The sequence below is a fragment of the Streptomyces nymphaeiformis genome, from assembly GCF_014203895.1.
Taxonomy (GTDB): Bacteria; Actinomycetota; Actinomycetes; order Streptomycetales; family Streptomycetaceae; genus Streptomyces; species Streptomyces nymphaeiformis.
The window spans coordinates 443,110-460,965 of record NZ_JACHJY010000005.1; the positions used below are offsets into that span (position 1 = coordinate 443,110).

Sequence of the window (17,856 nt, forward strand, 5' to 3'; positions counted from 1 at the left end):
TCCTTACTCCCCTTCAACACGCATGATGCTGGCGACACCGCGCACGGTGTCGAGCTTGCGCAGCGCCTCGACGGTCCCGGAGAGGGCGGCGTCGGGCGCGCGGTGGGTGACGACGACGAGGGAGGCCTCGCCGTCCTTGCCCTGCTGGCGCACCGTATCGATGGATACGCCGTGCTCGGCGAAGACCGTCGCGACCTGGGCGAGCACGCCAGGCTTGTCGGCCACGTCGAGGCTGATGTGGTACCGCGTCACCACGTCGCCCATGGGGCTCACGGGCAGCTGGGTGTACGCGGACTCGCCGGGGCCCGTCGCCTCGTTGAGACGGTTGCGGCAGACGGCGACGACGTCGCCGAGGACGGCGGAGGCGGTCGGCGAGCCGCCCGCCCCGGGGCCGTAGAACATGAGCCGCCCGGCGGCCTCCGCCTCGACGAAGACCGCGTTGTACGCCTCGCGGACGGAGGCGAGCGGGTGGCTGAGCGGGATCATCGCGGGGTGCACGCGCGCGGTGACGGACTCGCCGTCGGCGGCCCGCTCGCAGATCGCGAGCAGCTTGATGGTGCAGCCCATCTGCTTGGCGGAGGCGAAGTCCGCGGCGGTGACCTCGGTCATGCCCTCGCGGTGGACGTCGTCGAGGCGCACGCGCGTGTGGAAGGCGATCCCGGCGAGGATGGCGGCCTTGGCGGCGGCGTCGAAGCCCTCGACGTCGGCGGTCGGGTCGGCCTCGGCGTACCCGAGGGCGGTGGCCTCGTCGAGCGCCTCGGAGTACCCGGCGCCGGAGGTGTCCATCTTGTCGAGGATGAAGTTCGTCGTGCCGTTGACGATGCCCATCACCCGGTTGATCTTGTCGCCGGCGAGGGACTCGCGCAGCGGCCGGATGAGCGGGATGGCGCCGGCGACGGCGGCCTCGTAGTAGAGGTCCTGCCCGTGCTGCTCGGCGGCGGCGTACAGGCTGGCGCCGTCCTGGGCGAGCAGCGCCTTGTTCGCCGAGACGACGGAGGCGCCGTGCTCGAAGGCGGTGGTGATGAGGGTGCGGGCGGGCTCGATGCCGCCGATGACCTCGACGACGACGTCGATGTCCCCGCGTTTGACCAGGGCGGTCGCATCGGTGGTGATGAGGTCCGCGGGGACTCCCCCGCGGACCTTGTCCGGCCGGCGGACGGCCACGCCGGCGAGCTCGACCGGCGCGCCGATGCGCGCGGCGAGGTCGTCGGCGTGCGTCGTCATGATGCGCGCCACCTCTGAGCCGACCACTCCACAGCCCAGCAGCGCCACCTTCAGCGGACGCGTACGCATCATCCGACCTCGATTCTCGTACTTCTGATTCGTATCTCTACGGTTTCCTGCGAGTGGGATCCAGTCTCACTCACCGGACGGACTATTCCGCGCTTGGTCCGGATCGTGAGACATGAATTCCATCACTCGACTATTTCATCAGCCGACGTCCAGACGCAGGAGATCTTCCTCCGTCTCGCGCCGGACGATGACCCGCGCCTCGCCGTCCCGGACGGCGACGACCGGCGGCCGGAGCGCGTGGTTGTAGTTGCTGGCCATGGAGCGGCAGTACGCGCCGGTGGCCGGAACGGCGACGAGGTCGCCGGGAGCCAGGTCCGAGGGCAGGAAGGCGTCCCGTACGACGATGTCACCGCTCTCGCAGTGCTTGCCGACGACGCGGGAGAGCATCGGCTCGGCCTCGCTGGTCCGCGAGACGAGGCTGACGCTGTACTCGGCGTCGTAGAGCGCGGTGCGGATGTTGTCCGACATGCCGCCGTCGACGCTCACGTACGTCCGCAGCCCTTCGAGCGGCTTGACGGTGCCGACCCGGTAGAGGGTGAAGGCGGTGGGCCCGACGATGGCGCGCCCCGGCTCCACGGAGATCCGCGGCGTCCGCAGCCCCGCGGCCTCGCACTCCCGCGTCACGATCTCGCTCAGCGCCTTGGCGATCTCGTGCGGCTCACGCGGATCGTCCTCGGAGGTGTAGGCGATGCCGAGCCCGCCGCCGAGATCGATCTCGGGCAGCTCGACGCCGTGCTCGTCCCGCACCTCGGCGAGCAGCTGGACGACGCGCCGCGCGGACACCTCGAAGCCGGCCATGTCGAAGATCTGCGAGCCGATGTGCGAGTGGATGCCGATGAGCTCGAGGCCGTCGAGCTTGAGCGCCCGCCGCACGGCCTCGGCGGCCTGCCCGCCGGCGAGGGCGATGCCGAACTTCTGGTCCTCGTGGGCGGTGGCGATGAACTCGTGCGTGTGCGCCTCGACGCCGACGGTGACGCGGATCTGCACGCGCTGCCGCTTCCCGAGGGACTGGGCGACATGAGCGACCCGCACGATCTCCTGGAACGAGTCGAGCACGATCCGCCCGACGCCGACCTCGACGGCCCGACGAATCTCTTCCTCGCTCTTGTTGTTCCCGTGGAAGGCGATGCGCTCGGCGGGCATCCCGGCGGAGAGCGCCGTGCTCAGCTCACCCCCGGAACACACATCGAGGTTGAGCCCCTCCTCCTTGAGCCACCGCACGATGGCGCGGGAGAGGAACGCCTTCCCGGCGTAGAAGACATCGGCGTCCTTGCCGAAGGCCTCGGCCCAGGCGCGGCAGCGGGCGCGGAAGTCGGTCTCGTCGAGGAAGTAGGCGGGCGTGCCGAACTCCTCGGCGAGGGCGTCGACGGCGATCCCGCCGACGGTGACGACCCCGCGCTCGTCCCGGCTCACGGTCCGGGCCCAGACCTTGGGGTCGAGCTGGTTGAGGTCGGCGGGCGGAGCGGTGTAGTGCCCCTCGGGCAGGACGTCGGCGTGGCGGGGCCCGGCGGGGTGGGCGGAACGGCTCATGGCGACTGGCTCTTTCAGATCTGGTCGGGTGCGCTGATGCCGAGCAGGGACAGGCCACCGGCGAGCACCGTCCCGGCGGCTTCGGCGAGCGCGAGCCGGGAGCGATGGGCGGCCGAGGGTTTCTCGTCGCCGAGGGGCAGCACGGTGTGCTGGAAGGCGAGCAGCGCGTCGGCGGTGGCTTCGAGGTGCCGGGCGACCCGGTCGGGGGCGCGGTGGCGGGCGGCGGCGAGGAGGACGAAGGGGTGGTCGCCGAGGACGCCGAGAAGCTCGGGTGCGTGGATGTCGGTCTCGTACGAGGGGGCGAAGCCGAGCTGCGCCGCATTGGCGACGAGCCGGCGCACTCGCGCATGCGCGTATCGCACCCGGAAGAGTGAGTTGCGCTCGTGCTGGACGAGCAGAGGGGCCCCGTCGAGGACGCGATCATGGGTGGCGGCCCGCAGCAGAGCCCACCGAGCGGCGTCGACGCCGAGGAGCCCCGGCTGGTACGCCCCACCCCGCACGGGGATCCGCTCGTCCCCCCCGAAGTCGGCGTCGGCGCCCTGCCCCCGCAGCAGCCGCAGCACGACGTCGGTCACGACCGAGGCGCGGGGCTCGGTCACGTCGGCGAAGCGCACGACGGTCCCGGCGAGGGCGGTGCCGTGCCCGTACCGCGATCCGGCTCCGCGGATCGCCCGTACGAGGTCACCGCCGGCATCGGCACGAAGGGTGAAGTTCAGGAACCCGGGCCCGGTGATGTCGACGGCGAGGATCCCGGGGCTGTCACGGAGCCGCTCCTGAAGAATCCCCGCGACATCGAGGGGGGTACGCCCTGCGGACCGGGCGAGACCGAGCGCGACGTTGCTCGCGTACTCCCCGGTACCCCCGGGACGGGCCCGCTCGACCTTGACGCGAGAGGGAACGTCGACCCGCAGCGCACCGTCGTCGACCGCACGGCGCACGGCGTGCTGCACGGTGAGGGAGAGGTCCGCGGGGGTCACGGGACCAGCCTAGGGGAGGAGGGGGGTCGGAACGCGAACCGGTTTCGCCATGCGGGCACCGCGGCTCAGCGTCGGGCGTCCTGCTCCTTCGGTTCCTTCGGTTCCTTCAGTACGACGACTGCGGCAGGGTCCTCTCCCCCGTCGGGCCCGGCCGCCTCGGGCCGCTCCCGCCGCTCGCGGTGCATCAACTGCCGCACGACGCGCACGAGCTCCGAGGGCTCGAAGGGCTTGGCGAGGAACGCGTCGACACCGGAGGAGACCCCGCCGACCTCGTGCTCGCCGCAGGCGCTGATGATCGCCACCGGCAGATGACTGGTCCGCGGGTCGGCCCGCAGCCGCTCGGCCGTCTTGATCCCGTCCAAGCGGGGCATGACGACGTCCAGGGTGACGACATCAGGACAGACTTGATGTACGACATCCAGACACTCGGCACCATCGGCCGCGGTCACGACCTCGAACCCCTCGAGTTCGAGATTGACCCTGATCAACTGGCGGATCACCTTGTTGTCATCGACAACGAGCACCCGACCGGACACGCCTGACACACGAACGAGAGTAGGCCGCCCCCAAGGGCCGCGTCCGGGTTTTGCCCACTTCTGACCCGTGCGGGGGACGCACCCCTCGGTGACGCCCCGGAAATACCTGTTCACAGGCACACCCACAGAGCTGGTAGGGTTCTACCCGTCGCCGAGAAACACGGCGGACGCCCCCGTAGCTCAGGGGATAGAGCAACGGCCTCCGGAGCCGTGTGCGCAGGTTCGAATCCTGCCGGGGGCACTCCAGCTCGGACAGCGTGATCAACCCGCTGACCTGTTGAAGTGCCGAAAATGAAGGGCCGGACTCAGTCTCACTGAGTCCGGCCCTTCATCGTTGCGTATCACTGGTCGCGCGTGAGTGGTGCGTGGGCGCATGCTGCCGGCCCACGCCATGCATCTGCGTCGATGCCGAAACCCGGTGACAGAGCCACCCAAGAGGGGCCAGGATCTCTCCATGGCGCACCAGCAGGTTGAACCGTACGTGTGGCCTCGATGGCTTGGCAGGCCAGAGGCGGGGCTTCGGTTGGTCTATCTCGACCTGAACCACTGGATCAGCCTCGCCAAGGCCGCCACGGGCCACAAGGACGGGGACCGACACCGCGAGGCACTCAAAGTGGCGCGCGCTGCCGCGGCTTCAGGTACCACCGTCTTCCCGCTGTCGTCGACGCACTACATGGAGATGTCCAACATCAAGGACCCCAGGCAGCGGGCCGACATCGCGATGGTCATGGAGGAGCTGTCAGGTTTCAGAACGATCCTTTCGCGAACCATCATTATGCGATTCGAGCTGGAAGAGGCCCTGCAGGACTACCCGCAAGTCCGGGGGCCGCAGATGCAGCGCGTTCCACTGCTCAACTTCGGTGTGGGCCCCTCCCTGGGAATTCGCGGCGGGCTACAGATCCGTTCTTCTGACGGCAGTGACGTCACAGCAACCAGTCGGCAAAAGTGGCCCGGCGGCCCCGCAGCATTCGACGCCTGGAAAAGAGACGCCGAGCTGTATGCAGAGAGAGCCATCCTGCGTGGACCTTCAGACGCAGAGGTCCCTGCGCTGAAGGCTCATGGATGGGACCCAACCGTGGCCCGCACGACCGCCGAGAAACGAGCAGAACAGGAACGTGATCAAGGACGACGCTTGGATGCCGACCCTCAGTGGCGCAAGGGCCGCCTCCGCGACGTAGTGTCGGCACGCTACTTGCTGATTGAGTTGCGCAACGCTCTCAACGAGGCTCTTGGGACGCGAGGAATCCAGATCGAGGATGCCTTCCCAAACAGGGAGTCCGCTCGACAGTTCGTGGCGAAAATGCCGAGTGCGGACGTGGACGTCACCCTCACCACTGCCGCACACAGGAACCGCGACAAGAGTTGGAAAGTAAACGATATCTTCGATATCGACGCGCTTAGTATCGCTGTCCCCTACTGTGATGTCGTAGTGACAGAGCGCCACGCATCCAGCGTCCTGAACGCGGCGAAAATCCCGGGCAAGGCTGGAACAAGAATTGTGCCCACCCTTTCAGATCTCGTCGAGATCCTCAACGAGACATCATGAGGGTCACCGAGCATAGCCAGAGTAGGACCCGCTGTTTACCTCACCTGAGTGCAGTCATCTACCAACCCATGGACTCCTCGATCTTTCGGTTATTTAGCTGCTCGTGCCCGTCGATGCACCCTTCATAGCGTCGGTGGATAACCTCGGGCGAGTTGCCCGCCCGTCGCGCCACCTCGGCAACTGGGACACCAGCATTCAACCAATTTGTGATGCAGGTATGCCGCAAGTCATACGGCCTATGCGCCAGAAGGGAATTGACCTTGTCTGGGGGGAGAGCCATAGGACGAGCTTCCTGCCAGACCCTCCAATAGCTGGACGTCCCGAGAACACCACCGCGCTCGTTCGCGAAGAGTCGGCCATCCGCCGCCGTGCCGTACTCCGCTATGTGAGCGCGGAGCATCGTGACCAGAATGGGCGGGATGGGAACCGGACGATCCGCCCTGGGGGCGCGGGACTTGAGGCCGCGCTTGTCGTGGCGCTCCCCCGAGTCCGTCCACCTCTTCCCGGACACCGGGCGGGTCTCCCTCAGTGTGAGGGTTCCCCATCCGGTGTCAGGTAGGTGGCAATCCTTCTCCCTGAGGCCGACCACTTCGGCTGGCCTCATCGCCGCGTAGAGCTGGCAGGCAAAAAACGCGACCAGGCGGCGACCGCGGTTGCGGTGGACGGAGCCTACGTACGAGACCGCCGTCAGCAGCTCGGCGCCCTGGACGGGATTCACTAGGACTCGGGGGTCGACGACGTCGCCCTTCGTGGGGCCGGAGCGCTTGAGCCCGTGAAGCGGGTTCTCTTCCAGGTAGCCGCACTCGATCGCGTACTCCATCGCCGTGTTGAAGCCGCGGCGCCGGCGCTTGTACGTCTCCCCCGCCGCCGGGGTGTCGTCCAGCTTGAAGGAAAGCCGGTACTGCACGTCCCGGACCGCCTTGGGGTCGGTAAGGGCGGACAGCGGGAGCGAACGGTGCTGGAGCCACTGGCAGGCCGCAACCAGTTCGTGTGGCGGGTTCTCCTCGTGGTGCACCGGGACGACCGCCCATCGCATCGCGAGCCGGATCTCCTCTGGCTCCGGCGCCTTCTTCCCGGCCTCCACCATCGCGAGCGCCACCGTGGCGAGACTGTCGGCGAGGCCCTCCCGCGTCTTGGCCGCCGCCGTACGCCAGCGGCTCGCCATGTACTCGCGGCTGAAGTCCCACCACGACGGGTCGGGACGCTGGTTCTCCTTCGCGGCCGCGGCCCGGAGTTCGGACTCCGGGAGTCCAGTCTCGACATCGAAGGCTTCGCCCCTTCGCATCGCCTGCCATAGCTCGGAGCGGCGGCTCTCGGCGAGGGTGACCGTGGCGAAGCTGGCCGTCTTCACACGGCCGGCAACCTTCCACCGGAGTTGATACGGGGCCTTTTTGCTGCGTACCTGGCTGACCTTCCACACCCTGACGTCGGTGGAGAGTGTGGCGGCCTCGGAAACGAGCGGGCGCCCGCTGTTGCGGGCGCCCGTCGTCGTGCTGGTCTTGCGGTGGGTCACGCTGCGTCCTCCAGCATCTCGATCCAGCGCTCCAGCTCGGAGCGGCGGATGCGGACGGAGCCGTTCGGGAACTTGATCGACCTAGGGCCCTTCTTCAGCTGGCGCCACCTGTAGAAGGTCGCGCGGGGTACTCCGATCTCCTCCACGACCTGGTCGATGGTGAGCATCTCGTCACGCGCCATGGGGTCGGGTCCTCCTCATCTGGCTGAGCAGTACGGGACTGACGGGCGCCGCAAAAACCGCGGAGGCCGCAGATTGCTGCGGTTCTGGGGTCTGACCTGCGGCGTTGGGAGTCGGGTGGTGGCTGCCGCAAAAGTCTTGGGAATCGCCACAGAAACCGGTGCCGATGGGCACGGCGAGACGACCCGGGGGCCGAGTGCCCATTACTGCGGATGTTTCAGGGACTTCTGCGGCGGCGACGCCGAGGAACTGTCGCCGCAGGTGGGCGGGGACGGCCGGGGTCTTCTGCGGGTTCTGCGATTTACGCGGCACGGGGCCGAGGCAGGAGAGCACGCGGTGGCTCACGCCTGAGCCCCTCGGACGCAGGGGTGGATGAAGTAGCGGGGCGCCGGCGGGCGGCCTCGCTTGCCGGTCCGGGGCGGGGTCTCGATCCGGATGTAGCCGTGGTCCTCCAGGACGGCGGCGGCAGGCTCCAGCTCGGCGACCGTGGGGAAGGCGGAGCGCGAGACCTTGCTGAACAGGTCGCGTCGACTGACGCTCTCCCAGCCGTTGTCCTCCAGGACCGACAGGAGCGTACGGGCGCGGGCGAGGGTGGCGTCTGCGCCCATCAGGTCGAAGACGCTCAGAGCATGGGCGGTGAAGTAGTCCGCCAACTCGATCGCGGACTGCATGGTCGCCGCGCTGATGGGCTTGCTGGTGCCGCCGTCGATGTGGTCGGCCAGGTGGAGGAGCCCGGCGATGCGGGCCGTGGCGCCGATGACCTTGCCCGCCCACTTGCCGATGTGCCCAAGGCGTCCACCCTTCGCCCGGAGCTGCGGCTCGATGCGTTCCGCGTACGCGACCAGGGCAGCGTCGGCCTCGGGGCCCACCTGCACCACGAGGGGGTCGGTCCAGTCCGCGAGCTTGAGCGTGAGGGCGAAGACGTTCCGCTCGTACGCCGCCGCCACGGCGGGCGGAACGGGGTCCGGGTCGATCTTCCGGTAGCCGACCAGGGATTCCGGCAGGCAGTAGAGGAAGCGAGCGAGCAGTCCGCGGCCGTCGAAGCCGCGGTTCTTGCCGATGTCCTCCAGGACGCTGGGCTGGACGGCGAGGCCCATGGTGAGCGCGGGAGCCTCGATGAACTCCTGGCGGGTCCGGCGGTCGACACGCAGCCGGTCGCCGGCGTGGCCCTTGAGGAAGACCTCCATGTTGGGGACGCCGGAGTACCGCCCGGCAATGATGTCGAAGATGCCGCCCTCGGCGGACATGACCGCGAGCCTGCCGCCCTGCTCGGCGAGCAGGGTGGTGACGGTCTCGGGGGTGGCGTCGTCGGCGAGGAGCCGCGGGCGTGGCGGCACGGTCAGGGACTCGGCGGTCTGGGCGAGGCCGATCGCCTCGGCCACCAGGTTGTCCCGCTCGGGACCCTCCGCCTTGGCGGCTTGGGCGGCGGCCTTGTCGGCGGCCTCGCGTGCCATGCGGGCGGTGACCTCGGCCTCTACGATCGTGAGGTTGGAGCCCTCCACGAGCGTGTTCTCCGCCTCGTAGAGCGGGGCGGTCATGGCGGCGAAGACGGCGGACTTGCGGTTGGCCGGGCCGAGGGCGACGACGACGAAGAGGTTCGTGGGCTCACGCCACCGCCCGCGCACCTGGACGACGGCCCGGCCGCCGGCCGCGGTCGCGAGGACGGAGAGGGCGAGGGCGCCCGCGAGGTCCACCGGGGTCTGGGTCTCCTCGGCGAGCGCGACGACGAAGTCCGAGACCCAGCCGGGCAGGGCGTGAACGGGGAACGGCGGCAGCTTCGGCTGGCGGTCCAGCGGAATCGGCTCCGGCCACGCGGCCGGGACGGTCGCGGCGCCGAGCGCAAGGGCCTCGCGGAGGTCGTCCTCGGTGGCCTCGGCCGACATGCCGGCCTGGACGATGCGGGTGCCGACCTCGATGCTCCGGCGGCGCCGGGCGAGGTCGTGGACGATCTCGGCGTAGTAAGTGGCGTTGGCCGTGGAGGGCACGGCCTGGATGAGGGTGTGGAGGTAGGGCCGGCCGCCCGCGCGGACGAGTTCGCCGGTCTGCTCCAGGTGGTGCCCGAGGGTGATCGGGTCCACGGGCTGGCCCTGGGCGTGCAGGGCGAGGATCGCGCGGTGGATCGTCTCGTGGGCGGGCACATAGTGGTCGGCCGGGTCCATCGAGCCGTTCACGTCGCCGATGACGCCGGGCGCGAGCATGAGCGCGCCGACGACGGCCTGTTCGGCTTCCCGGTCATGCGGTGCCATCCGCTCCGTGCCGTCGGGCACGCTGTGCAGCGGCACCACGGGGGCGTACTGCCCATGGGCGGGCTCAGGTGTCATGCTGGGGTTTCTCCTGTTTCTGTCGAAGGGACGGAGAGCCGGGGCGGTCGCGGTCTTGTGGTGAGAGGCGACCGCCCCGGGCACAGCTACTTCTGCTTGAGCCACTGCTCGTACTGCTGGCGGACGTAGGCGCGGGGGTCGCAGATGACCGTGGTGTCGTCGGTGTCCATGAGGCGGCGGGCCGCCGCGGTGGCCATCTCCGCCGCGTCGCTGCGTACGCGCTCGCTCTCGTCGCCCAGCGCGATGCGGTCAAGGAGCGCGGCCTTGCGGAGCCAGAACTCGCGGCCGAGGCCCTTGCCGAACGGCTTGTCGGCCGCGGTGCCGGCGGTCCAGCCGACCTCGCTGATGATGCTCGGGGCGAGGGCGTAGGCCTCCTCGGGCGTCGGCCACCGCTCGGCCCGGAGGTCGGCGGTGAGGTAGAGGCGCTCGCGCTTCCCGTCGCGGGTGGCGTACTGCCGTACGGCGCCCGTGGTGAAGGCGCCGCCGAGCGCAGCGGTCACCCGGTCGGTGTCGTCGGGGTCGCAGATGACGCGGATCTCGAACATGGGTCAGCGCTCCTTGGTGTTCTCGGTGGCGGGGAGTTCGGGCAGTCCGGCGCGGGTGAGGGCCTGCGGGTCGAAGCCGGGCAGGGCCGCGCGCGTGAGCAGGGCGGTGGCGAGCTGCTCGGCGTAGAGGGCGCCGGTGCGGGCGGCCTCGATCTGAGCTCCGGCGCGCAGGGCTTCCACCCGCTCGATGTGGGCGTGGTCCTCGCGCCGCTCAACGGTGCGGCGCTCGTAGGCGGTGGTCTCGCGGCGGTTTGTGCGCCAGTAGCGGGCGGCGAGGCCGTAGGCGACGGCGGTGGCGAGCACCCAGAGCAGGAGCGGCAGGGACAGTCCGTCGGCGTATCCGGCGACCCCGGCGAAGGCGAGGCCGCCCGAGGTAGCGAACGCGGTTCCGGCGAGAGTGCTGTCCCCGCGGTGTCCGGCCGCGGCGAAGGCGCCGGCCGTGGCCGCTCCGGCGGCGAGGACGACCATCAGGATGGCGTTGCCGACGGAGTGTTCGGCGCCGTTGGTGTTCCAGATCCGGCCAAGGACCAGGACCGTGGACGTGGCGAGGGCGGGGGCCACCTTCGGCATGGCCGTGGTGAGCCAGTGCGGGACGGTGATCGGCTCGTTCATCGCGGGCTCCTTCGGCTAGTTGGCGAGGTCGGAGAGGGCCGTGGCGGAGGACTGGACGAGGTTGGCGATCGGCTCGTACGCGCCGGTCCCGGCGGCGAAGAACCCGAAGAGGAAGAGCACGATGGCGGCGCCGGCGCCGGAGGACTTGCTCTTGACGGCGAAGGCGGACGCGGCGCCGAAGAGCAGGACGGCGGAGATCTCGAAGTTCATGTCAGGCTCCTGTCGTTGCGGGGTCAGCGGGTGCCGTCGCGGTGGAGGCGGGCGGCGATGTTGAACAGGTGGCGGCCGACGCGGATGCGGATGCCGTGGCCCTTGCAGCGGCGGCAGGGCTTGCCGCGCTTGGGCTTGCCCTTGCGGTCCGTCGTGAGGGCGAAACCGAGTCCGTTGCACTTGCGGCAGTTGCCGAACGGCGAGGCCGCACACAGGGCGATGTAACCGAGCGTGATGGCGAGCAGGAGTGCACTAGCGGCGAGGAAGGGGGTCATCGGGGCCTCTCCGGCGGTTTTCGGGGTATGCGCAGGTCAGCCCGCTAGGAACTAGCACGCTGATCAGATGCGGTATGGGGTGCTAGCGGTGCCGCTAGACCTAGCGGGGCTTACTGCTAGACCTAGCGGCGATCCGCGTCAGCTCGCGTCCCGATTCCCGTCACGTTCCGTGATGGCGGCGGAGATACGGGAGCGCTCGATGCCGCGCCGGTTGGCGCCCTTGCCGCTCTCGGTCTTGCCCCACACCTGGGTGGTGGAGATGCCGTGCGGCTTGAGGGCGGCGGCCAGTCCCTCGGGGTCCCAGCCGCCGTAGACGTCGGGGCACAGCTCGGCGAGCCGGGCCACGACGACTTCGGACCAGACCTTGGGCTCCTCGGCGGGGACGACGGCGAGGATGTCGCGCAGCAGGTCGTACGCGCTGGTCTCGCCGGTCTCGAACGACTCCCCCAGCGCATGGCCGGAGAGGGTGCCGGCCTGTTCGCGGAGCTTGCGCGCCCGTAGGCCGATGGTCTCGGCGGTGGGGGCGTCGACGTAGACGGAGGAGACGATCCGGGCGTCCGCTCCTTCGCCGACGAAGTAGTGGATGCCCTTGTCCTTCCAGGAGAACATCGTGGCCCGTACGCCCCGCTTGTACGAGGACGTGCCGAGGACCATGTCGTTCTCCAGCTGGCCCATGACCTTCAGGCAGAACCGGGCCGAGGCGTTCGCGCTGATGCCGGTCGGCAGGGCCTTGGCGTCGGGGCGCTGGGTGGCGAGCAGCAGCACGATGCCGGTGGCGGGGCCGCGCTTGACCAGGTCGGTGCAGATCTCCTCGAACTCCGCGCCGTGCTTGGGGTGCTCGAACCAGACCTGGCACTCGTCCACGCCGACGACGATCGGGTGGAGCCTCAGGTTCTTCATGTTCGCCAGCTCGCTGGTGACCTTCGACTCCGGGCAGATGTCCCGGGGCAGGGAGCGGATCATCTTCGCCCGGCGCCGCAGCTCGTCCCGCAGTTCCCGCAGGTCGGCGAGGGCGTACTCGATGTCCTCGTCGTCGTCCCCGGCGCGGTGGCGGTGCGAGACGCGCTCGCCGACCGGGTCGAGGTCGCCGGTGCCCTTGAGGTCGTAGGTGTGCAGCTCGGCGCGCGGGTCGAGCGCGGCGATCAGGAGCAGCAGGCGCAGGAGGAACGTCTTGCCCATGCGGGGGATCGCGCCGATGACGGCCGCGATGTACATGAGCGTCATCTCCACCCAGCGACCACGCTGGTCGGTGCCGAAGGCGACCGGCTTGAACAGGTCCGTGGCCCCGCCCTTGAGCAGCGGCCACACGGGCTTCCGCGCGGTCGACATGTCCTGGTCGCCGACCCACAGCACCAGGTGCCCGGTGTGCTCCTCCGGTACGGCCTCGGGCCACACGCAGCCCAGCGGACGGCGCAGGCCGGACGCGAGCTTGTCGCGGCGCTCGATCACGTCCGTCACGGTCACGCCGTACGGGAGGTCCCCCTCGGCACGCCAGCCGGGCCCGTCACGCGTGATCGGTGCGGTGAACGTGAACCCGTCCCGCCCCTTGCCCTGTGCCTGGTTGATCGCCGGGATGCCGAGCGCCCCCAGCGCGCGCAGGACGATGTCGCTGGTGAGCTTGGGCGCCTTGGTGACCTCCACCGCCCGGTTGATGACCGGGGCGTCGGCCTGGCCGCCGGCCGACCCGAGGGCGAGCAGCAGCGCGCCGACCGAGACGGCCTGGAGCCAGCCGGGGGCGAGGACGTAGAGGGCGAGCGCGGCGCCCATGCCGACGAGTGCGGCGAGGGTGGCGACGAGCGTCCGCAGCCGGACCCGGCCGTCGCGCTGCCGGGACAGCTTGAGGTACTCCGCCGCGTCCTCGCGCCGGACGGCGGCGAGCCGGACGGGCTCGCCCTCGCGGTCGGCGACCCAGCGCATCGTGCCGCCGATGAACTTCGCCGCCCCGCGCGGGGCCTGGAGCGCGAGGCGCCCGGCGTAGACCGGGGAGCGGAGTGCGTGGTACCCGGCGAGGTGGGTGTAGTGGCTGGCGACCCAGCGGGCGGCCGTCTTGAGTTCGGCCGTCGACCGCAGCCACGCGGGGACGATCCGTCGCCGCTTCGCGCCCGCGAGTCGGCCGAGGTATCCGGGCCCGGCGAGCGCCGGACCGTCGACCAACCGGCGGGCCGACGGGTCGCCCGACTCGTCCGTGTGAGCGTCGGCCGACGTGTCGGCGGTGGAGTTGGCCGACTCGGTGCGGGCGGATCGGGCCTTGTCGAGGTCGACCACATCGGCCCCGGAGTCGGGCGACCCGGTGGCGGCCATGTCGGCTTCGAGTCGGTCGAAGAAGTCGTTCTCGTCGTCGGGGTGCTTCACTGAGACTCTTCCTTCTCTTGAAAGGGATGGAGGGGTCCGGCCGCTGCTTTGGTCGGTCGTGACCGGACCCCGTTGCTCACAGGTCGAACAGGCCACCCTGGTCGGCGTCGGGCGTCGCGGCGGCGGCTCGCTGAGCGGCCCGTCGGGCGGCGGTGAAGCAGGGCGGGCACCAGGCGCGCAGCTCACTCGCGGGAAGAGCAGCGGCTTGACGGTCGGGAGTAAGCGGGTTGGTCGCGGCGGCCATGAGCCGGACCGGGCCGCCGTGCTTGCTCGCGTAGGCGTCGTGCACCTTGGTGCAGCGGCCAGCGCCCTTCGCGTGCGGCTGGCCGCATGCGCCCTCGCACTGACAGCGGTGGCCGGCAGCCACCATCACCGCGCGGAACAGCCCCGCAGCGACGATCGGCTCGGACATCACGCAGCCCTCCCCCTGCGCGCGGCAACTTCCAGGCGAGCCCAGAGAACCTCCAGGGCGACCGTGGCCTGTTGGGGTACGACTCCGTTGCCCAGAGCTTTGAGCTGCGCCGTGCGGGGCAGCCCCGGCACGTCCGTGACGTGACCGGCGGGCAGGCCCATGAGCCACTCGACGAAGGCAGGGCTCAGACGACGTCGATCGTCAGTTGCCCATGGGGCACGCCGCCCGAGGACGGATTCCCAGCGGGCGATGGCGGGGGCGAAATTGCCCCAGTCAGTGTCGGGTTCCCCCTGCCGAACGTGAGGCTCGTCCGCTCCCCGTCCGCGCGGGTGGGAGTAGGCAGCAACAGCCGTGCCGCATCGAGGAGCGTCAGCCCGTACCCGCTGCTGTACGGCGTCCCGTCCGGCCGGTAATTGGCCGTGGTGCCCGGGAACGAAGCGTTCGGCGTGGGCAGGAGCGTGACCGTGGTCCGCAGGTCCATGCCCCCGTCGCCGTGCGTCCCGGCCCCGTTCGTGTCCGAGGTCCGCGGCGTCGGCAGGAGCGGCGAGGAGGAAGAGGCGCTGGCGTCGGTGGGGAGCGCCGACCTCCGATGCGCGTACAAGGCACCACTCCGCATCGAACCCGAGGCCGGCAAGGTCGGCGAGGACGGTGTCGAATCCCAGTCGAAGGTGCCCTGCGACGTTCTCAAAGACCGCGAGTCGGGGTCGAAGAACGCCAAGGGCACGAGCGATGTGGGGCCAGAGGTGCCGGGCATCGTGCACTCCCTTCCGCTTGCCTGCGGTGCTGAACGGCTGGCACGGATAGCCACCGATGACGACGTCGACCGGCTCAAGGTCGTGCCAGTCCAGGGCCGTAAAGTCACCGAGGTTCGGCACGCCGGGGTGGTGGTGGGCCAGGATGCGGGACGCTCCGGGATCGTTGTCCGCCACCCACGCGAGCGTCCCGCCGAAGACGGTCTGGACGGCCATGTCCAGCCCGCCGTAACCGGTGCACAGCGAACCGATCCGCAGCCCGCTCATGCCGCCGCCACGATCGCGGGAGCGTCGGTGTGGGCGCCGCGTCGTCCGGAGCGGCGGCCGGCCACGGTAGCGAACAGCCGCCTCAGCCCCGCCCGCCGGACCCCGGCACGCGCCTGCTTGGCCGTGTACATGGCCTCATCGGCTCGGCCGAGGAGCGCGGAGAGGTCTTCGCCGGGGAAGTCGGCGGCGCGGACCCAGCCGAGGGACACCGTGGTGGCGACGTGCGGGTTGGCCTTGTCGGCGGGGCGGGCCAGCACCCCGTGAAGGACGGCGAGGAGGTCCGCGACCGTGCCGTCGGTGTCCAGGACGACGGCCGCGAACTCGTCGCCGCCGAGGCGCCCGGCAACACCGTTCGGGCCGACATAGTGGGCGAGCCGGTCGGCGGTGGCCTTCAAGAGGGCGTCGCCGGCCGCGTGGCCGTGGCGGTCGTTGATCTGCTTGAAGTGGTCGACGTCCGCGAGGACGACCACCGCCCTGTCGTCGCGCAGGAGCGCGGCGGCCCGGCGGGTGAAGCCCTCGCGGGTCCGCAGCCCGGTCAGCGGGTCACGGCGGGCGGTGCGGAGCCGACGGCGCAACCAAAGCACGTGGCCGGACCATCCGGCCGCGAGCGGGCCGGTCGCGGCAAGGATCGTGGCGAGCGTGTTCATGCGGCGACCTCCTCGGCCGTCTCGGCGGACTCGTCCGTGTCGCTGCCTTCGTTCGTCTCGACGGAGTGGAGCTCCGGGCGGCTGGCTCGCTCGGCGAGCAACTCGTCACGCAGAACGCGGGAGTTGGCTGCCGAGCAGTGCAGCGCGGTCCGGATCGCCTCGGCGTTGATCCCCGCGAGGGGCCAGTCGGCGGTCAGCTCACGGGCCTCGGCCAGCAGCTCCGCCGCCGAACGCGGCGGCTTCGCCCCCTTGGGCTTCTGTCGGGTGGTGCGCTTGCGCGGCTTCCGCTCGTCCTGCTCCTCGGCCGGCGGCGGGACGGGCGGCACGGCGGGTTCCTGCTCCGGCTCCTCCACGGCCCCGTCGGGGGCAAGCTCCCCGAGCCGCAGGAGGACGCGTTCGCGGCGCGGGGTCTTCGACCGCCACCGCCAGCCGTAGGTCTCGCGCAAGTCGGCGCGGGCGAGCTGCCGCTCCTTCTCGCGGGCGAGCGCATCGGCGTAGGAGGTGATCTCCCACAGCGTCATCCGGCGCCACAGCAAGAAGGTGGAGGGGAAGGCCAGCAGCCACCGCGAGGCCCGGATCTTGTCCATCCGGCGGCCGGTCGCGGCCCCGATCCGTACGGCGTAGATGTGGGCGCCGATCTCGGAGAACACCACCCACAGCAGCGGCATCGTGCCGTGGGCGAGCTTGGCCCACATCCCGTGCCCGGCGGCCACGTTCAGGCCGCAGGTGATCAGGGTCAGGACCCAGGGCACGAACCGCACCCACGCGAGGGCCATGTCCATCCGGATCAGCAGCAGGTTGGCCACCGTGAACACCGGAATGGCCACGTCGATGCCGACCGGCAGCATCCACGGCTCACCGAAGCCCCACCGCAGCGCGGCGGCCGACACGGCATCGAAGGAGGAGATGAGCCCGAGCGCGCCGACACCGGCCGCGGCGAGCGCACCGACACCGGCGAGGCCCATCTCCGGACGCGTCAGCGGCGGCACCGCCGACCGCTCGTTGGTGATCGCGGTCGTCATCGCGCACCGCCGAAGAGCTTCCGGTTCCGAACAGCCCAACCGATGTGCTGGATGAGGAACCCGAGAACCGCCGCGGCGAACAGCCATGCCTGATGGGCCGCGACAGCGCCCGCGGCACTGCCCACCGCGATCAGCGAGCCGAGCCAGACGGGACCCAGCTCCGGGCCCCAGGGCATCCGGGCGCTCATGCCGCCGCTCCCTTCCGGGGACGGGAGCGGCGGGCCGCCGGCCGTACCAGCGGGATGACGTTGAACAGCTCCGGCGCGAACGCCTCGATCGCCTCGGCGGCGACCCGGCTCACCTCGTCCGGCAGGTTCGGGTTGTCCGCGAGGATGTCCCGCGCCGCGTCCAGACGGGCCGCGCGCTCCTCCTCGCTCTCGCCCTCCACCCCGAGCCACAGCTCCACCGGGGTACCGAGGGCGAGTTCCACGAAGTCGTTGGCGCTGACGGCCTGATGGCCGCCGATGAATGTACGCATGGCTGATCGCTCCTGAACTTGTCGAAGGGGCGCTGGGTGGCCTCGGTCCGTGGTGAGAGGCAGCCACCCCAGCGCGGCGGGGTCGGAATTTCTCCGGCTCCCCTCTGCCTCGCCCGTACGGCACCCCGTGCGGGGCCCGGACGGGCGAGGGAGGCAACCGGCCGCAGCAACCGCTGCGCAGGTGATCTGACGTCCGCGAATCACCGGCCATCCCGGTGCGCCGAAGCTGCGGATCAGGGGACGCGGTAGGCATGGCCGCCGTGCCGGTCGAGCACGGGCGGCGCCCAAAGTCTTCGTCGATGCATGGAGACCCCCTCGGGTCGGTCGGATCGGATGAAGCACTGCAAGGGGGACCTGTGTCCCCACCCTCCGGCCGTTGCTCGCGGTC

At 70.5% G+C, this 17,856-nt stretch carries 19 protein-coding genes and 1 tRNA gene; 2 read left to right on the forward strand and 18 right to left on the reverse strand.

Annotation, left to right across the window (positions count from 1 at the left end; genetic code table 11):
• Positions 1-3: 3 nt before the first annotated feature.
• The 4 genes from GGE06_RS19445 to GGE06_RS19460 form a co-directional block, all read right to left on the reverse strand.
• The gene (locus GGE06_RS19445; RefSeq protein ID WP_184931344.1) at positions 4-1,296 is read right to left on the reverse strand and encodes a homoserine dehydrogenase; all 1,293 of its coding nucleotides are present in this window, start codon (positions 1,294-1,296) and stop codon (positions 4-6) included.
• A 135-nt stretch (positions 1,297-1,431) separates the two neighbouring features.
• On the reverse strand, positions 1,432-2,823 hold the full coding sequence (gene lysA, locus GGE06_RS19450; RefSeq protein WP_116158834.1) for a diaminopimelate decarboxylase: 1,392 nt from the start codon (positions 2,821-2,823) through the stop codon (positions 1,432-1,434).
• A gap of 14 nt (positions 2,824-2,837) precedes the next feature.
• Positions 2,838-3,800, reverse strand: a complete 963-nt coding sequence (nrtL, locus tag GGE06_RS19455) for an ArgS-related anticodon-binding protein NrtL (protein ID WP_184931345.1) — start codon at positions 3,798-3,800, stop codon at positions 2,838-2,840.
• A 65-nt stretch (positions 3,801-3,865) separates the two neighbouring features.
• The gene (locus GGE06_RS19460) at positions 3,866-4,345 is read right to left on the reverse strand and encodes a response regulator (protein WP_116158836.1); all 480 of its coding nucleotides are present in this window, start codon (positions 4,343-4,345) and stop codon (positions 3,866-3,868) included.
• Positions 4,346-4,505: 160 nt separating this feature from the next.
• On the opposite strand from GGE06_RS19460, the gene GGE06_RS19465 reads away from it, so the two are divergent.
• Together GGE06_RS19465 and GGE06_RS19470 are read left to right on the forward strand one after the other, a co-directional pair.
• A tRNA-Arg gene (locus GGE06_RS19465) sits at positions 4,506-4,577 on the forward strand.
• Positions 4,578-4,790: 213 nt separating this feature from the next.
• Positions 4,791-5,882: a hypothetical protein gene (locus tag GGE06_RS19470; protein ID WP_184931346.1), complete on the forward strand. Its 1,092-nt coding sequence runs from the start codon at positions 4,791-4,793 to the stop codon at positions 5,880-5,882.
• 58 nt (positions 5,883-5,940) lie between these two features.
• Here GGE06_RS19470 and GGE06_RS19475 read toward each other — a convergent pair whose 3' ends face one another.
• From GGE06_RS19475 to GGE06_RS19540, 14 genes are all read right to left on the reverse strand, one after another.
• Positions 5,941-7,395, reverse strand: a complete 1,455-nt coding sequence (locus GGE06_RS19475) for a tyrosine-type recombinase/integrase (protein WP_312883195.1) — start codon at positions 7,393-7,395, stop codon at positions 5,941-5,943.
• Positions 7,392-7,562 carry a helix-turn-helix transcriptional regulator gene (locus GGE06_RS19480; protein ID WP_376773567.1) on the reverse strand — a complete coding sequence of 57 codons (171 nt, stop codon included), beginning with the start codon at positions 7,560-7,562 and terminating at the stop codon, positions 7,392-7,394. The genes GGE06_RS19475 and GGE06_RS19480 overlap by 4 nt, the downstream gene beginning before the upstream one ends.
• 354 nt (positions 7,563-7,916) lie before the next feature.
• Complete coding sequence (locus GGE06_RS19485; RefSeq protein WP_184931348.1) at positions 7,917-9,896, reverse strand: YfjI family protein; 1,980 nt, start codon at positions 9,894-9,896, stop codon at positions 7,917-7,919.
• Positions 9,897-9,982: 86 nt separating this feature from the next.
• Positions 9,983-10,441: a hypothetical protein gene (locus GGE06_RS19490; protein ID WP_184931349.1), complete on the reverse strand. Its 459-nt coding sequence runs from the start codon at positions 10,439-10,441 to the stop codon at positions 9,983-9,985.
• A gap of 3 nt (positions 10,442-10,444) precedes the next feature.
• Positions 10,445-11,053, reverse strand: a complete 609-nt coding sequence (locus GGE06_RS19495; RefSeq protein WP_184931350.1) for a hypothetical protein — start codon at positions 11,051-11,053, stop codon at positions 10,445-10,447.
• Positions 11,054-11,068: 15 nt separating this feature from the next.
• Positions 11,069-11,263: a hypothetical protein gene (locus GGE06_RS19500; protein ID WP_033206753.1), complete on the reverse strand. Its 195-nt coding sequence runs from the start codon at positions 11,261-11,263 to the stop codon at positions 11,069-11,071.
• Positions 11,264-11,286: 23 nt separating this feature from the next.
• The gene (locus tag GGE06_RS19505) at positions 11,287-11,538 is read right to left on the reverse strand and encodes a hypothetical protein (RefSeq protein ID WP_184931351.1); all 252 of its coding nucleotides are present in this window, start codon (positions 11,536-11,538) and stop codon (positions 11,287-11,289) included.
• A gap of 138 nt (positions 11,539-11,676) precedes the next feature.
• On the reverse strand, positions 11,677-13,890 hold the full coding sequence (locus GGE06_RS19510) for a cell division protein FtsK (protein ID WP_184931352.1): 2,214 nt from the start codon (positions 13,888-13,890) through the stop codon (positions 11,677-11,679).
• Positions 13,891-13,966: 76 nt separating this feature from the next.
• Positions 13,967-14,302 (reverse strand): hypothetical protein, encoded by a 336-nt coding sequence (locus tag GGE06_RS19515; protein WP_184931353.1) that lies wholly within the window; start codon positions 14,300-14,302, stop codon positions 13,967-13,969.
• Positions 14,302-15,321 carry a DNA cytosine methyltransferase gene (locus GGE06_RS19520; protein ID WP_184931354.1) on the reverse strand — a complete coding sequence of 340 codons (1,020 nt, stop codon included), beginning with the start codon at positions 15,319-15,321 and terminating at the stop codon, positions 14,302-14,304. Before GGE06_RS19520 ends, GGE06_RS19515 begins: the two co-directional genes overlap by 1 nt.
• The gene (locus GGE06_RS19525; RefSeq protein WP_184931355.1) at positions 15,318-15,968 is read right to left on the reverse strand and encodes a GGDEF domain-containing protein; all 651 of its coding nucleotides are present in this window, start codon (positions 15,966-15,968) and stop codon (positions 15,318-15,320) included. Before GGE06_RS19525 ends, GGE06_RS19520 begins: the two co-directional genes overlap by 4 nt.
• Complete coding sequence (locus GGE06_RS19530; protein ID WP_246532633.1) at positions 15,965-16,990, reverse strand: DUF2637 domain-containing protein; 1,026 nt, start codon at positions 16,988-16,990, stop codon at positions 15,965-15,967. Before GGE06_RS19530 ends, GGE06_RS19525 begins: the two co-directional genes overlap by 4 nt.
• Positions 16,987-17,178: a hypothetical protein gene (locus GGE06_RS19535; protein ID WP_184931356.1), complete on the reverse strand. Its 192-nt coding sequence runs from the start codon at positions 17,176-17,178 to the stop codon at positions 16,987-16,989. The genes GGE06_RS19530 and GGE06_RS19535 overlap by 4 nt, the downstream gene beginning before the upstream one ends.
• The gene (locus tag GGE06_RS19540) at positions 17,175-17,468 is read right to left on the reverse strand and encodes a hypothetical protein (protein ID WP_184931357.1); all 294 of its coding nucleotides are present in this window, start codon (positions 17,466-17,468) and stop codon (positions 17,175-17,177) included. The genes GGE06_RS19535 and GGE06_RS19540 overlap by 4 nt, the downstream gene beginning before the upstream one ends.
• Positions 17,469-17,856 lie beyond the last annotated feature (388 nt).